This is a genomic window from uncultured Ruminococcus sp. (genome assembly GCF_946415235.1).
GTDB lineage: Bacteria > Bacillota > Clostridia > Oscillospirales > Ruminococcaceae > Ruminococcus.
The window spans coordinates 1-15,927 of the sequence record NZ_CAMKRR010000027.1 but is presented as its reverse complement, the minus strand read 5'-3'; the positions used below and the strand labels follow the sequence as shown (position 1 = coordinate 15,927).

Below are 15,927 nucleotides of genomic sequence, written 5' to 3'. Positions count from 1 at the left end.
TAATCATACCTTTCTTATTATATCTATAAATTCCTTTGAATTTATATTGTATATCACATCGCTTATTCTTGATAAGCTCTCAGACCGGGAGGGATTCACGCTTATTACTCTTCCCGCGTTCGTCACACCGACAATATGCTCCAAAGCTCCTGAGATACCGATAGCTATATAAAGCTTGGGAGATATCATCCTTCCTGTAAGTCCAACCTGATGATCAACAGGCATCATTCCCGTATCAACAGCTCTTCTTGTAGCGGCAAGTCCGTATTTATTCTTACAGCACCATTCTTTTATCAGTTCAAGCTCATCTTTATCGGTGACTCCTGCACCGATACCGACTATTATCTGCTGATCCAGAGCTACCATTTCGGAAGGAGAGCTTTCGCATACGGTCTCACAGCTGCCCTGATCCTTTATATCAATTTCAGCGTGTCTGACTTCATAGGGCTCTGTCTCACAGGCAAAAGGCTTGACCGTTGCCATTTCATACGCTGAGTTCTGGGAAATGATGACCGCATTTACCTTTCCGCTGAAAGCAGGCCTTTTCTGGTAAAGCTTATCCTCATCCACCCATAGCTCTATGCAATCAGCCGTAAGTCCCGAATGGCTTTTTGCCGCGATATATGGCGCAAGTCTCATTCCGAGAACAGTTGAAGGCAAAAGTATTGTTCTTATGTCTTCCGTCTCAGCGGCTTTCAGTATAAGTTCGGCAACTGAATTTATATCAGACGTCAGAAGGTCCTCAGCATCTATACGATAGACCTTTCCTACGCCAAGGGGAGCAAGGATCTCTTTTACTGTATGGTCATCACAGCGCGGGATGACCGCTGTGATCCCTGTTTTAAGCTTATCTGCTATGGGAAGCGCTTTACGGATAACATACAGGCTTTCTTCACAGATCCTGCCGTTTCTGCATTCACATATGACCATAACTCTGTTCCCGCTTAAAGCAGAAAGATCATAGAGCTTTTTGTCTGAAACCGTGATATCTTCATTATCATTGACCGCCGAGGATGTTTCGCTTATAAGGGAAGCGCGGATCTCATCTGTGCTCCCGATACACTTTCCTTCTCTCGTGATCACAGCAGATATCCTTTCGGTGCTCACCACCCTTGTGAGCGAACCATTTATGCCGCATTCCCCGGGTGAGATCCCAAGTTCTGCCGCACCAAGGATATTTATTTCCTTTTCACGGCTTTTTATTATGCAGTTTATATCAGGAAGCCGCGGCGTATTGATACCGTTCTCGACTGCTATAAGTGCAGGAAATCCCAGTTTCCTAATTATTTCGCTGTATTCGCTTTTTTCTGTGCATATGATCCCGTTTTCCGCAACATCACATCTCACGGTGTTTACCGACAGATCATATCCCAGCATCGCAGCGGTCTCGGAAGGGACCTGCGCTGTGGAACCGTCGGAGGAACGCTTACCGCAGATCACAAGATCGGCTCCTGTTTTCCTGATCGCCGTACTGAGAACAAGGGAAGTCGCATAGGAATCAGATCCCCTGAAGGCGTCATCTGATATGAGGAATGCTTCATCTGCTCCCATTGAAAGAGCATATCTGAGTCCATTTATGCTGCTTTTGCTGCCCATTGATATTACTCTGATAATACCGCCTGTTTTTTTCCTGATCCTTAAAGCTTCTTCTATGGCGTAAAGATCGCTTTTATTGACTTCCATCCTCTGTCCCGAACGAGGTATGGTAAAATCGGGATTGAGGTTGAGATCACTGCTTCTGGGCACTGATTTGATAAGTACTGCTATGTTCAAAAACTACTCCTCCTAAGGATTATTTAGCCTGTATACATAAATACCGACCAAAGCACTTCGGTCTTTAACACCCCTGAGATAAACCCTGCTTTGCTGCCTTTAAGACTTGTATCATTTGTGAGGGCAAGATCCACCTCATGCTTTTCAAGCATAGAGAGCGCGTGCCTTGTTGAATATGCATCAACTGTCTCGTATGAACTGTCTGCGTATATTGTCTTTTTCAGAAGTCCGTCAAGCAGATGCTTGACAGGCTTACAGGTGGAGATGAGCAGAGGCTTTTCCTTATCAGGGAGCTCATCAGGTATTCCGGCAAGTCCGTAAGTCGGGGTCTCGATTATAAAGGTCAGCATAAGATCCAGTGAATTATCCCAGTAAAAATTTGTCATTTTTTCATAGGCATTCGGCAGTACAATAAGATCATAATGCCTGTTTTTCAGATTCTCCACTGCCTTGTCAAAGTTATCATACAGGTAGATATTGACCTCTCTCGATTCAACAGTCTCTGCCATGTATCTTTTCAGGTAATCCGCAGCAATACTGCTGGTCGTGCCATAAGGCCCCATCGTAACGATATTTACATCCTGTCCCCTGAATCTGGAAGCGAACCTTTCTTTTCTCTGCATACAGTCCATACAGATCTCTTTTGTAACAGATCCGTTCATTTTATCATCTCCCCGTATCTTATTTCTCATATTGTCCGAGATAATACTTCATCAGTCCGCCTGCGGAAATTATTTCTTCGACCACCGAGCTTTCATTATTTCTGTAGGCTGTCATGAATCCGTTTTCTACTGTTATGGTAAGGGCGGCAGTATCAACTGTCAGCCTCTCCGAGTCTTTTACATGATCCCGCAGACCCCCGGCTTCAATAACAAGCAGACCGTTGTTCACGGCATTTCTGTAAAACAGCCGTGCAAACGAATCGGCAATAACGCATTTTATGCCGCAACCTGTCAGAGCCAGCACTGCTGCCTCGCGGGATGAGCCGCAGCCGAAATTCTTTCCTGCCACAATGATATCGCCGCTGTTACAGCTTTCATAAAAGCCTTCGGCAATATCCTCCATACAGTGCAGGGCAAGATACCCGACATCATCGGTTATGCAATGCCTTGCAGGGATAATCACATCCGTATCCACATTGTCTCCGAATATGTGTATTGCACCGCTGACGATCATTTCTATTCCTCCCCGGGTACGTTTATACACCCGCTTACAGCAGAATATGCTGCCACCGCAGGGCTGCAAAGATATACCTTTGACGATAAGGCACCGTTTCTGCCGTGAAAGTTGCGATTGCTCGTATACAGTCCCACTTCATCTTCTCCAAGGACGCCGCTGTGTCCGCCCATGCAGGCACCACAAGAAGACGGGGCAATAACTGCTCCTGCAAGGACAAACGCAGAAAGGATGCCCTCCTTTTCCATGCGGTAAAGTATCTCACTGGTCCCGGGTATGACTATCATTCTGACACCCGGTGCTATTCTTTTTCCTCTCAGATACTTCTCCGCAATACGCATATCCTCTATGCTGCCGTTAGTACACGAACCGATCAGCACCTGATCTATCTTTAATCCTGCGATATTCTCCACGTCCACTACATTTGCAGGGGAATAAGGGCAGGCTATCTGCGGTACCAGATCATCAAGGGACACTGTTATTTCCCTGATATACTCCGCATTATCATCGGAGAAAAGCTTCTCATCCGTTCTTATCCCGTTGTTCCGTGCATACTCTTCGGTTATATCATCATAGCAGAACAATGCGTTTTTTGCTCCGCACTCTGTCATCATATTGCAGATAGTCATTCTCTCTGACATTGACAGATGTTCTGCTCCGTCACCGCTGAATTCCATGGCGTTATATAAAGCTCCGTCCTCTTTCAGCATCCCGAGTATATATAATGCGACGTCCTTTGCGGAAGCGCAGCCTCTCAGCCTGCCTTTAAGGATTATACGGTTACTCGCGGGGACCTTTATCCAGAGGCTCCCCGTTGCCATGGCATAGGCCAGATCTGTGGAACCGATACCCGTGGAAAACGCTGAGAAGGCACCGTGTGTACAGGTATGGGAATCGGCTCCTGCTATAACCGAAAAAGGATGCACCGCTTTGAGCTCGGGCAGAAGGCTGTGGCATATACCGCCTTTTCCCGAATCGTAGAACTCTATCCCGTGCTTTTCGGCAAACCTCCTCAGCCGCACCGCATTATTGGCAGTAGCGATATTAGATGCGGGAGAGAAATGATCGTTGATTATTATTATCCTTGACTTATCGGTAAGCTTTTTTATACCGTTCTTTTCAAGTATGCCAAATGTTATTGGCACTGTACCGTCAGTTCCGAATATAAGATCAACAGGTATGAAAGCCGTATCTCCTGCACGGAGCTCTCTGTTCGCTTTACGGCTGAGGATCTTTTCGGTAAGGGTCATACCGCGTCTGATGTTTTTCATGGCTTTACCGCAGCTGCAAAATCTTTTCTTGCAGGATCGAATACCTCTATTGAACGGAAGGGGGCCTTTGTGATATCTGCCTTATGTACGGCATTGGCAGGTATAACACATACATCTCCGCTTTTCATGAGTCTTTTTTCTTCGTTGAATTCTATCTCCATCTCACCTTCAAGAACTATGGTAATCTGTTCGTTGATATGGCTGTGTGCGCCGAGAGGTGCAGGCGACCTGAACAGAAAACGGCATACTGTCACGAAGTCGGTGGTTACCATTTCCATTTCTGCATCTGAGGGCAGCAAAGGGTTTTCGGAATATTTCCAGTTATCTATCAGCATATTACACACCTTTAAAATCCTTATAGAGCATGATTATACTATTCTCATCATATATCTCGCCAAGCGTCTCGTTATTTCTTACGCTGCTCCAGAACTCTGCCGCCTCATCCACGGTAAGGTCAAAGCTGTTCTGTCTGAGTATATGCCATACTGCGCTTTTTCCGATATGCTTGCCGAGAACGTACTTCCTCTGACGACCGACGATATCGGGGGAAAAGAATTCATATGTATCCGTATTCTTCAGCATTCCATCGATATGGATACCTGATTCATGAGTAAAGGCATTTTCTCCCGTTATAGGCTTCAGCGGGCTGTGCTTTATACCGGAATAATCCTCAACAAGCTTTACGAGCCTGCAAAGCTGTCTTGTGTCGTACTTTTCGGCACCGTTATGATAAATCGTATTCATTATCATGATCACTTCTTCAAGGGAAGCATTTCCCGCACGTTCTCCTATACCGCTGACAGTAGGCGACACATAGCCTGCACCTGCCATTATACCTGCGATAGTATTTGCCGTAGCAAGTCCGAGATCATTATGGCAATGCACTCCCACAGGACTGTGCAACCTTTCTGTGAGGTATCTGGTCTTGGTATATATCTTCTCTGGAGTCATGCATCCCACGGTATCGGTAGTACCAAGGATATCTGCGCCCTCTGCTTCCGCTTCGGCGAGCATTTCGAACAGCACACTGTCCTCTGTGCGCGATGAATCCTCTATGCCGAATTCTACGAAAAGGCCCTTATCCTTTGCATATTTTATACATGATACCGCGTTATCCAATAGCTTGCGGCGCTCCTCAAGGACATTTTCGCCGAATTTTGCTTTTATATGTATATCCGAGCCGGGAATAAACAGTATAACTCCGTTAACACCGCATGATATCGCGTGATCCACATCGTTCTTCACGACACGGCACATACTCATTATCCTCATGCCAAGGTCTGCTTCGCAGATCATCTTTATTGCCAACCTCTCCTCTGACGAGGTCGCCGCAAAGCCTGCGTCTATAGATTCGACGCCTGCCTTCGCCAAAAGCGAAGCTATCTCCAGCTTCTGCTGTGGAGTATAATGCACTCCTTTGACCTGTTCACCGTCACGTAGAGTAGTATCACAGAAAAAGAACTTCTTTTCCTGTGCATTGACTGCTGACATATCATTAAAAGTTTCCATATCTATTCACCGTTAATTTTCTATCGACTTGTAAAACCTGCATTTCTCTCCGCGGCATCCCGCCTGAAGCTTTGATGCCCAACAGCTTCCCTTTCTCACCGATGGCGTAAAGGTTATCCCAAGATATTTTTCGACAAGCACCACCGACTCTTTAAGGGCCGCTCTTACAGAAGCAACACAGCAGCACGGACCGCCGAGCTTTGCTATACTTTTAAGGACTACGGAAGTCGCGTAATTGGCTACACTTCTCTCCTTATCGCTCTGTGGAGTTGCACCGAGAACGATACTGAAGGCTGCTCCTACAGCAACACCTGCACCGCAGGCACCGTAATATCCGCACCAGCCCGCAGGTATCTCGTAACCGCGTCTTATTCCTTCTTCGATATCCTCATCAGTTATAGTTCCCGTAATATTTTTCAGTGCCGCAAGGATCGAAACAAGAGCTATAACATGGGGAGTATGGCCTGACATTCCGCATTTTGCTATGAGATAATCTCCGATATCAACAGGATTTGTAAGCTTTATCCCGTAGATCTCCTCCTTTATCTTCTTCATTACATCCTTTGCACAGCAATCCGCACATATATAATGCCCCGATTCGCACCAGATATGGCTTTCCTCCACCTTGCCGCACATCTCGCACTTCATTTCGCGCGACTCAACATTGTAAAGCACATCTGAATCACAGACAGAACATTTTCCAAAGCTCATGATATTGATCCTCCTATTCTATCCTGCCACAAGCATCTGCTCTGCATCTCAGACAGTTATCCTTGATATATATACCGGGGAAGGCTGCTCTCAGATCGTCCTTGATAGCCTCAAGAGATTCGCTGCTTATCTGTTCGATATCACCGAATCTTGTACCCTTTACAGGAAGCATTGGTATAAGGTTGTATATATATACTCCGTAATCCCGCGTAGCCTCAACGATGCCTGCGATCTCGCCGTCGTTGATCCCGGGAATAACTACAATATTTATCTTCAGCCTGATATTTTCCTTCTGAATGATAATATCAAGTGCTTCCTTCTGAAGCTTTCTGATAATATTTCCCATTTCTTCGCCGTGATAGCATTTGCCGTTCAGAACAAGATGGTCATATATCTTAGCAAGCGTAGGTTCCTCTACAGAATTAATGGTCAGAGTTATGTATTTAACGGATGACTTCAGGAAACGTTCTTTATTATCGGGAAGATAGAATCCGTTAGTGCAGACACAGCATCTGTAATCGGGGAATTTCTCATTTACTATTTCAAACGCTCCGAAGAGCTCATCTGCGTTTGCAAAGGGGTCCCCGGGGCCTGCAATGCCTATTATCCTGCATTCGGGATAAAGCGCGGCTTTTTCGCGGATATACGCCTCGACGTCAGAAAGAGAAAGTATCCCCTCCGAAACACCGGGTCTGTCTATTTTATCCGAGTATTCCCGTTTACAGTAATTACATTTAGTATCACATCTGAATGCAACAGGAAGGTGAAAACGTGCTCCGCACTTATAATTCTCAAAACATGGATGGATGAAATTATCTTTTTCCATTTTAACCTCTTATTCAATACAGCTATAAAACGCCATTACTTCGACAGGAGCATATCTATCGCTTTTTTTCGTGAGAATTTGCCGTTCTCGGTATATAATCCCGAAAGAACGGTCTTATCCATTTCCATGAATACTATCTTGTATGGATCGGTAAAGGATTTTATCTCGCCCATTCTGCTTATTGTCCCTTTTACAGACTCTGTATCTATCTTCTCAAAGCTTTCGCTGATTATCACGATGTTTATGATAAAGGATTTTTCGTCCTTCGTCTTGAATATGGCAGCTTCACTGTCAGTACATATATTCTTTATCTTGTTCTCGATCATTGCAGGGTTGATCTTCTTTCCGCTGCTGAGAATGATCGTATCATTGATCCTGCCTATTATGGAGACGAAGCCATCGTCGTCCATGGTACCCATATCACCTGTGGAGCGCTTGCGCGGCATGGGATCAATAAGCTTTCCGTTTTCATAATAACCGCTGACAATGGGATGAGGACTGTTGGTGATGAGCTCTCCGTCCTCAGAAAGCTCGATCTCTATGATAGGCTTTCCCACTGTACCGATCTTGTTCTCGACAGTGGTATTGCAGCACAGCATACCGACCTCGGTCTGACCGTAGATCTGGTATATCTCATTGCCGTATTCACTGAAGAAATAAAGTATCTCATTATCTATGGGAGCCATTCCCGTCAGGAGATATCTCATATTTCTTCCAAGAGTAGCCTTTATTACATCACTGTCGGATTTTTTCTGCTGACAGTAAAGATTATAGAAGAAATTCGGAGGTGCAAGCAGTATGCTGGGTTCAAGATTTGAAAGGCACTGAAGCAGTGTCATATCATTTCCGATGGATATATTCACATTGTTCATAAGACAACCCCAGAACAAAAACCTCTGCTGGTAGTTTGAAAGGGGCATAAAAATAAGAAACTTGTCCTTTGAGTTGAAATGCATGAACCTGAAGAAATTATTTGAACTCCAGACTGAACCAATCTCCGTTATTCCCAGTGCCTTAGGGGTTCCCGTAGTTCCCGACGAAAACATAACTGATATATCCTTGGAATAAACATATCTTTCAGGTATTCTCGGATCACTGTTGTCAGCCATAAGTTCATCAATTGTTATATGAGGCAATGCCGAGATCCTGTCTGAGCTTCTGTCGGAGATAACTGCTGTCGCACTGAACTCTCCTATCCTTTCATCAAGAACGTCAGGAGCATCGCCCTTTCTGCTGATTATTGCCTGCGCACCGAGCATGATAAGAGCTGAATCACATATCAGGCACTGATATGTGTTTTCAATCTCAAAAGCCACAACGGAATCAGCGGTTACCCCGAAATCCTTCAGATTGCTGCAGCAATTGATGATATCATGATATATGTCATCAAAGGTCTTTCTTTCGGTCTTGTAGCTGAAATCCTTCAGCACAAGATAATCAATATAGTTATCGGTATTGCCTGCTGCAGACATAAATGCATCGTACAGACATTCAATCATTTTCTATGCACCTCTTATAACTTATATAATATTAAAATACTTCAGCAGCGAATCGCAAAGTGCGCCTATCGAAGTGTTGCCGCTGCTGAAAAATACCTTGGGATCAATAGCGCATCCCAGCTTTTTCTCAATAGCAACAAGACAACTCATCCAGCCGATGGAATCGAGCATCACATCATCGGTATGCGTTTCTGATGTGATATCATCGATCTCAGAGATATTACGGACGACCTCAAGGACACATTCACAAACATCTTTCTTATTCATAATTTCCTCCGAATATCATATTTTTTCGATAAGAGCCGAATAGTAATTGATATCAAAGCTCTGTTCCACATCGGGAGTATAAAGCAGCAGCATATCACCGCTCTCCAGCTTCTGCTCGTCGCAGTAGACTGCAAGATTGCGAAGGATATCCATATCGCAGATATGTCCGCCGTCACTGATATTATCAAGATAAAACTTTTCCGGAGAGATATCCCCGAAATGCGGATAAAGCTCGCTGAACACCCTATGGCCTGCATTGGGCTGGATGATACGGGCAATATCATCTGCCGTGATATTATTCCTGCTCAGAGACTCATTGATAAAATCCGCGCCGTTCCTGATAAGGTTGAAACGGCATACATTCGGATCCGAAATGCGCTCACCGTTTATATCAACAGGCGAATTATTAAGATAACGGGTATTACAGCCATTCACCCTGAATATACCGCCGGTATTGGAGATCACAGCTGCTCCTGCTCCGTCACCACGCATGGAAAAACCTATGAACCGCTCCTTGCTGCTTTTCCATCTGCATCCCGTAATATAGAGAATATTTTCCTCTTTTTCACTGCCTAAAAGCTTACCTGAAAGCTCTAAAGCCGACAAAAAAGCTGCACACGGATGCATGACGGGAAGTATCCTTGCACTCTTTGCGTTTAGAAGAGTTTTTGTAGCGTGTATCGGCGAGCATCCGTTTATATTATTCAGATGCTCGTTGCCGAAAATTATATATTTTATTGAATCCAAAGATATTCCCGCATTATCCGTTGCAGTTTTTACAGCCGTCATCACAGCACGGCCAAATTCAGTATCATCATCAAAAACAGCCACCGAATCAATGTGCGTTTCCTTACTGAACTTCATGAAGGCTTGCCGTACATCATCGCTCTGAGATCCTGCCTGTTCATAGTAGATCTTTTCCGCACTCACTCTTTTATCAGGGATAACAGTGGTAAAAGAGCGGATAAAAATATTATTATTCATATATAGCTGTTATTTTGGAATTGTTTATAGCTTCATACATTAGGCCATCAAGCTCTGACTTGGGGGGCAGAACACCGACCCTTGTGAATGTATCAAGCAGACTCTGATAATCGGAGAAGAATCCGCTGTGTATATGGTCAAGATTGATATCCTCTGTAGTAGTACCTGCGAGGTAGCTGTCAAAGTATCTCTTATCGGATACGAATTTCTCTCCGTGAAGCTTCGCGCAGGGATCGGGAATACGGGGCAGACCGAGCTGATTTGCCAGCTCTCTCGTCTCATTATCGGTAAGATTGATGATCGGAGTTATCTTTGCCGCATCAGTACCGGGTATACCAAGAATGAGCTTGGGATACGGAGAGAAAAATGTTGTCTGCAATCTGTTGAAGTAGTATTTGTCAGGTGAATTGAGCTTGTCATATTCCCAGGAATTACCGTTTGATCTGATAGTAAGGGATTCAAGTACATACAGAAGATCAAACTTTGTTATGCCTATGGAAAGAACAGTTTTCTTGCCCTGTTCATACTGCTCCTTGATATATCCGCATAAAGATCTGTAAAGACCTATAAAGCACATTACACACGGCTTTTCGGCACGCATGATGACCTCATTGCTTACCTCGGGAGCGTAATTGATGAGCTTTGTGGGGATTCCCTGCTTTTCCCAGTATTCAATGGTCGTATCCACTGACTTTTTCTGAGTAGTTGCATATTCTTTCATAGCTTCATTTCCCGCATAATACTTATCAGGCTCATACTTCCATGAAGGAGTCTTAACTATGAGCAGCTCAAGCTCAAGGTCAGGGCGGACTCTTTTCTTGTATTCATTCATAAGGAGCGTCATTACCTGAGCGTCCTTGCCGCCTGACATACCTAAGCATACTTTCTCTGTATCCGCAGGGATAAGGTCATATTTCTCTATAGTGTCCAGGAATTTTGCATACATCGTTTCAAAAAGCTTGTTAACATACTCTGAACCAGATATCATTTTTCTACCTCTTATCATTTATTGTTTCAAACCACACCAAGGTCAGCAAGTGCTTTGTCCATTATTTCCATATTTTCAGCTCTGAGCGGAGTCAACGGAAGTCTTAGCTCGTTTCTCATCTTTCCGATACGATAAAGCGCATATTTCACAGGAATGGGGTTTGATTCTGATGAAAGCGCCTTGTTCAGCGCAAGAAGCTCACTGTTCAGTCCGATAGCCTTTCTCAGATCATTCTCCTCCACAGCCTTGTAGAGTGCCGAGAACCTTGCGGGGATGACATTAGCGATAACAGAGATAACTCCATCGCCGCCTACCGAAAGGAATGGCAGGAATGTGGAATCGTTTCCGGATAATACAGAAAAATTATCAGGTGTTTTCGCAACGATCTCTGCGACCTTTTCCATATCGGACGATGCTTCCTTTATACCGATGATACGCTCAAGCTTTGACAGCTCAACTATAGTGTCAACAGAAGCGTCGGTGACAGTTCTGCTTGGTACGTTATATATAATTATCGGTACATTTGAAGCATTGTGTATAGCTGTATAATGCTCGATAAGTCCCTGCTGAGTGGGCTTGACATAATACGGAACTACCGAAAGAACAGCATCCACGCCAAGCTTTTCGGCTTCCTGTGTCAGATATACTGCTTCACTTGTGGAATTGGCTCCGCAGTTGGCGATTATCGTTATGCGGTTCCTGACAATGTCCTTTGTGATATTAATGAGCTCTATATGCTCCTTGAATGAGAGCATAGAAGATTCGCCTGTGCTTCCGCATACAACGATACCGTCTATGCCTTCACCGATCAGCCATTCAATATATGAAGTGTATGCCTCAACGTCTATATCTCCATTGATAAACGGAGTTGCAACAGCGGCAAAAATGCCCTTTAATTTCATAATATCTCCTCCATATCAGTTGAATTTGTCAAGAACAGATCTGAGTATGGCGATACACTCGTCAACTTCTTCCTTTGTGATATTGAGTGCAGGCATGAAACGCAGAGTATTCTTGTTCGGCGAATTGATTATCAGCTTGTTTTTAAGACATTCTGCCTGTATCGCCGAACAGTCTGCTCCTTCAAATGCAAGTGCCAGAAGCAGACCCTTTCCACGGGTGCCGCATACGATCTTATAACTGTCAACAAGCTTGTCAAGCTCTGCTCTGAAGTAGCTTCCCACCTCGTTCACGTTGCTCAGTATATCCTTGTCGATTATTTCCTTTACCACCGAAAGTCCTACCGCAGTAGCAATGGGAGTCATGCTGTAGGTACCGCCCTGATCTCCTGCCTCAAAGCAGCAAACCCTGTCCTTTGCCAACACAGCGGAAAGCGGTACGCCGCCTCCTATGCCCTTTGCAAGAGTCATTATATCAGGCTCGATATCATAGAGTTCATATCCGAACATGGTTCCGAGTCTGCCTATTCCTGTCTGGACTTCGTCTATAATAAGCAATATATCGTTCTCGTCGCAGATCCTTCTGATCTCCTTTACATAATCTTTTTCGGATTCGATAACGCCGCCTTCACCCTGAACGAGCTCAAGCATTATTGCACAGGTCTTATCGCTGATATTCTTTCTGATATCGTCAATATTATTGTACTCTGCCCAGATAAATCCATCTACCTTGGGAGCATAGATATCCTTCCACTTTTCCTTGCCCGAAGCCGACATCGTGGCAAGAGTTCTTCCGTGGAAGCTGTTCTTTGCAGTAATGATCTCATAAGCGCCGTTTTTATACTTGCTGCCGTATTTCCTTGCAAGCTTTATTGCGCCTTCATTTGCCTCTGCTCCCGAATTGATAAAGAACACCTTATCCATACATGATATACTTGTCAGAAGCTCCGCCAGTTCGATAGCGGGAACATTATAATATGACGGACTTGGATTTATGAGCAGTTCCGACTGTTCACGAAGTGCCTTCTGCATAACAGGCGCACAGTGTCCCAGGCAGCATACTGCCCATCCCTGGATCATATCAAGATATTTATCACCGTTAAGGTCCCACAGATATGACCCTTTTCCCTTTTCAAAAACTATATCGGGACGATTGGTAGTATACATTATTGAAGCATTTGCCTTTTTTATCATTTCATTTGTATTTGTGCAAGACATCAACGATCACCCTTTCTTTAACAACATGTTTTCCTTGTTTTCTTTACTGTATCGCTTTTTTCAGGGATCTTCTGGCTGAAAAGTTCACAGCATAACTCTTCCTCAAAATCCATATCATCGTCCCTGATCTCTGCGTCTTCCACAACGCTGAGCTTTTCCTTTTCCTGTACTTCTCCGCCGCAGCAACAGCAGCACTTTTCCTTGTCTTCCATGATGTACCTCCTAAAAATCAAATTTATCGGCTATTTTATTGTAATAGACTTCTATAAATCTGAGAAGTCCTTCATAGCCAGCGAATCCATCGGGCATAAAGTTTATTTTTCTTGCCCATGGATATTCAACGTTTATGTAAGCGAATGTCTTTTCGCCTTGAGCAGCAAGATATTCATTATCACTGCCCAGTATCACATCGTAATCATTGTTTCGGATATGATCTATTATTTCGCCTCTGTCATCGGTAAAAATAACATTGGTCCCACTGGATATTTCCTTCAGCCTGCCCTCTAAATCGATGTTATCATCGGTTTTCGGTTTTTTTACTATAACCGTTTCAACATTATCGTCAAATTCCTTCACAAGGAATCTGAGGAAGGCTTCCGACGTATCGTAATTTCCCACGATGATCTTCTTCTTGTCAGATATCTCTTCCAGATATCTGAAAGTGGTAACCCTTCCAAGTCCGTTTCTGAAGCTTTGCCTTACTTCATCCAGAAGCATATCGCGCATTTCGTCGGTTTCCCTGCTTTCGCGCCCGAGAGCACGCAGTACCGAAGAAACGAACATATCCGTAGCTTCCAGTCCGATGGGATAACCGCAGCTGATATAGGGGATACCGTATTCTTCATTCATGTATTCCGCTAATTTTGATCCGTATTCTCTGTCAATGATAACATTGAGAGCAGCCGAAGGATAATTCCTTATATCATCCACATCTACACCGCAGAATAATACCCTTGCGGATATACCGAATTTTCCGAGGAGTTTAACCAGATATGCTCCGTCGTCCTTCCAGCCGCTGTATTTTTCGACGGGAGGGATGATATTTACTATTTCACTGTTTTCATCACGCGGGGCTCCGAGCTCGTGAACAAGTCTCTCCATAGCCGTATTGCATCCTGAAATATGGTCGTTGATAAAGCTTCCGCCTTCAACAGTGATTATGGGAATATCAAGATCGAGGCTGTGGATAACGCCCTTTATATCGTCGCCTATTATCTCCGAGGCACAGCTGGAAATAAGAACTATAATCCTGGGATTATTGGTAAAATATTCCTTTCGTATCTTATAGGCTATATCGTCTTCACCGCCAAACACCGTGGTTTCACGGCACATCTCCGTATATGATATACTGAGAGGATTCGTGAGCGAAGCCTCAAAAGCGGGAAGTACGCATCCCTTCGGACCGTGAACGATGACCGAAGCATCCTTTATCTGAGCTGCGATCCTGCTCACGCCCAGTATCCCGCATTTACGGATAGAGTCGAGACAGTTTTTTTCTTCAGTCATTTTACTTCTCCAAAAAAATCGAATAATTATTCATAGGTGTGTCCAGAGTTTCATTAAGTGCTGTAAAAATACTTCTTGCTCCGTTCAGACCATAAACGGGATTATGAGCAAATCTGTACCTGAATACTTTCTTTCCGCTGAAAAAATTATCATTACAGAATATCAAAGGGTCATCAAGTTCATTTACAAGCTCCCGTATCTCATCAATGTACTTTGACGGATATACCGCTGCTTCTACTCCGCCCTCACATACTTCCTTTTTGAATATGTGGAACTTTTCACGCATAGTTGACAATTCTATGCCCACGATAACGGGCTCCATACCAAGTTCAGAAGCGAGCTTGACAAGAGAGAGAAGTCTGTCGCCTGTCTGGTTCCATATCACACATTTCCTGCCGCTGCCGATCTTTTTCCTGAGCTCATATCTCATGCGGAAGAGCTCCGAGATCTCCTCGTTTTCATATATGTATGAGATATCCATTGAAAGCTTACGGGCTATATCCTCCAACCAGCGCATAGTTGCTTCAAGTCCGACCGGCGCCGATGAATCCACATAATCAATACCGCCGAGAGTCCTGAGCTGGTCGAAAAAGCCCCGTGAGTAAAACGGACAAAGAGATACGTTCACATCAGCCTCTGACATCTTTTCAAGTCTTTCCATATTGAAGCCGTGATCGAATACTTCGTTCATCTTCAATCCGATAAGACCAAGATCGCGTTTTATCTCGTCAATTTCCTTCTTTTTCGTGGGATCCCACAGCCATCTTCTCGTGAAAAGATTGACTGAACCCTTCTGTTCCCTGTCCTTACTTCTTCCGAAGGAGTAAAGCTTTTCGGCAAGAAGTCTAAATGCGTTCTCGGTGCCGTCACGATAGGTCTTGCCCGAGTATCCGCCAGTATTCATGAATATTACTCTTTTTCTGTCCTCATCAGGCAGAGATTCGATACAGCCTTCAACGTCATCGCCTATAATATCCGTGCAGCAATTTGTGAGGACCGCAACGTTTTTATCAGGATTTTTTTTCATTACCTCCTCAAGAGAATCCATAAACTTCTGTTCTCCGCCGAAGATAATGTCATTTTCCTTCATATCAGTGGTATGGTGACTTCTTTTGTCACAGTTATCCATCTGTCCCATGGAGGTCAGGAAGTGTCTGTTTGCTGTACATCCCGCAGTTCCGTGTACCAGCAAAACAAGATCGTCAAAATAGCTGAACACATCATATGCGCCCCAGAATGCACAGCCCTGATGCATATCTATACATTCGCCGATGTCTATAAGATCTTTTTCAACAGCACT

17 protein-coding genes are annotated in these 15,927 nt (G+C 44.3%); all 17 read right to left on the bottom strand.

Features of this window, described 5'->3' with window-relative positions:
* Positions 1–3: 3 nt before the first annotated feature.
* On the bottom strand, positions 4–1,773 hold the full coding sequence (locus Q0R37_RS07355; protein ID WP_294752921.1) for an FAD-binding protein: 1,770 nt from the start codon (positions 1,771–1,773) through the stop codon (positions 4–6).
* A gap of 23 nt (positions 1,774–1,796) precedes the next feature.
* The gene (locus Q0R37_RS07350) at positions 1,797–2,435 is read right to left on the bottom strand and encodes a hypothetical protein (RefSeq protein WP_294752919.1); all 639 of its coding nucleotides are present in this window, start codon (positions 2,433–2,435) and stop codon (positions 1,797–1,799) included.
* A 19-nt stretch (positions 2,436–2,454) separates the two neighbouring features.
* A complete protein-coding gene (leuD, locus tag Q0R37_RS07345; RefSeq protein WP_294752918.1) occupies positions 2,455–2,949 on the bottom strand; it encodes a 3-isopropylmalate dehydratase small subunit in 495 nt (164 codons plus the stop codon).
* A gap of 2 nt (positions 2,950–2,951) precedes the next feature.
* Complete coding sequence (locus tag Q0R37_RS07340; protein ID WP_294752916.1) at positions 2,952–4,220, bottom strand: 3-isopropylmalate dehydratase large subunit; 1,269 nt, start codon at positions 4,218–4,220, stop codon at positions 2,952–2,954.
* Positions 4,217–4,555, bottom strand: coding sequence for a cupin domain-containing protein (locus Q0R37_RS07335; RefSeq protein WP_294752914.1), 339 nt, complete (start codon positions 4,553–4,555; stop codon positions 4,217–4,219). Before Q0R37_RS07335 ends, Q0R37_RS07340 begins: the two co-directional genes overlap by 4 nt.
* A gap of 1 nt (position 4,556) precedes the next feature.
* Entirely contained in the window at positions 4,557–5,729 is a 1,173-nt protein-coding gene (gene aksA / locus Q0R37_RS07330; RefSeq protein ID WP_294752912.1) for a homoaconitate hydratase, read from the bottom strand.
* 12 nt (positions 5,730–5,741) lie between these two features.
* The gene (locus Q0R37_RS07325) at positions 5,742–6,440 is read right to left on the bottom strand and encodes a DUF5714 domain-containing protein (protein ID WP_294752910.1); all 699 of its coding nucleotides are present in this window, start codon (positions 6,438–6,440) and stop codon (positions 5,742–5,744) included.
* A 13-nt stretch (positions 6,441–6,453) separates the two neighbouring features.
* The gene (locus tag Q0R37_RS07320; protein WP_294752908.1) at positions 6,454–7,266 is read right to left on the bottom strand and encodes a radical SAM protein; all 813 of its coding nucleotides are present in this window, start codon (positions 7,264–7,266) and stop codon (positions 6,454–6,456) included.
* A 35-nt stretch (positions 7,267–7,301) separates the two neighbouring features.
* Positions 7,302–8,765 carry an AMP-binding protein gene (locus Q0R37_RS07315; protein WP_294752906.1) on the bottom strand — a complete coding sequence of 488 codons (1,464 nt, stop codon included), beginning with the start codon at positions 8,763–8,765 and terminating at the stop codon, positions 7,302–7,304.
* Positions 8,766–8,786: 21 nt separating this feature from the next.
* Positions 8,787–9,032, bottom strand: a complete 246-nt coding sequence (locus tag Q0R37_RS07310; RefSeq protein WP_294752904.1) for an acyl carrier protein — start codon at positions 9,030–9,032, stop codon at positions 8,787–8,789.
* Positions 9,033–9,047: 15 nt separating this feature from the next.
* On the bottom strand, positions 9,048–10,016 hold the full coding sequence (locus Q0R37_RS07305) for a hypothetical protein (protein WP_294752903.1): 969 nt from the start codon (positions 10,014–10,016) through the stop codon (positions 9,048–9,050).
* Positions 10,009–11,004 (bottom strand): hypothetical protein, encoded by a 996-nt coding sequence (locus Q0R37_RS07300; protein WP_294752901.1) that lies wholly within the window; start codon positions 11,002–11,004, stop codon positions 10,009–10,011. Before Q0R37_RS07300 ends, Q0R37_RS07305 begins: the two co-directional genes overlap by 8 nt.
* 26 nt (positions 11,005–11,030) lie before the next feature.
* On the bottom strand, positions 11,031–11,906 hold the full coding sequence (gene dapA, locus Q0R37_RS07295; RefSeq protein WP_294752899.1) for a 4-hydroxy-tetrahydrodipicolinate synthase: 876 nt from the start codon (positions 11,904–11,906) through the stop codon (positions 11,031–11,033).
* Positions 11,907–11,921: 15 nt separating this feature from the next.
* Positions 11,922–13,121 (bottom strand): acetylornithine/succinylornithine family transaminase, encoded by a 1,200-nt coding sequence (locus tag Q0R37_RS07290; RefSeq protein WP_294752897.1) that lies wholly within the window; start codon positions 13,119–13,121, stop codon positions 11,922–11,924.
* Positions 13,122–13,138: 17 nt separating this feature from the next.
* Positions 13,139–13,333, bottom strand: a complete 195-nt coding sequence (locus Q0R37_RS07285) for a hypothetical protein (RefSeq protein WP_294752895.1) — start codon at positions 13,331–13,333, stop codon at positions 13,139–13,141.
* A 10-nt stretch (positions 13,334–13,343) separates the two neighbouring features.
* Positions 13,344–14,627, bottom strand: a complete 1,284-nt coding sequence (locus Q0R37_RS07280; RefSeq protein ID WP_294752893.1) for a nitrogenase component 1 — start codon at positions 14,625–14,627, stop codon at positions 13,344–13,346.
* A gap of 1 nt (position 14,628) precedes the next feature.
* Positions 14,629–15,927, bottom strand: a 1,299-nt coding sequence (locus Q0R37_RS07275; RefSeq protein WP_294752891.1) for a nitrogenase component 1, incomplete at its 5' end; no start/stop codon positions are given.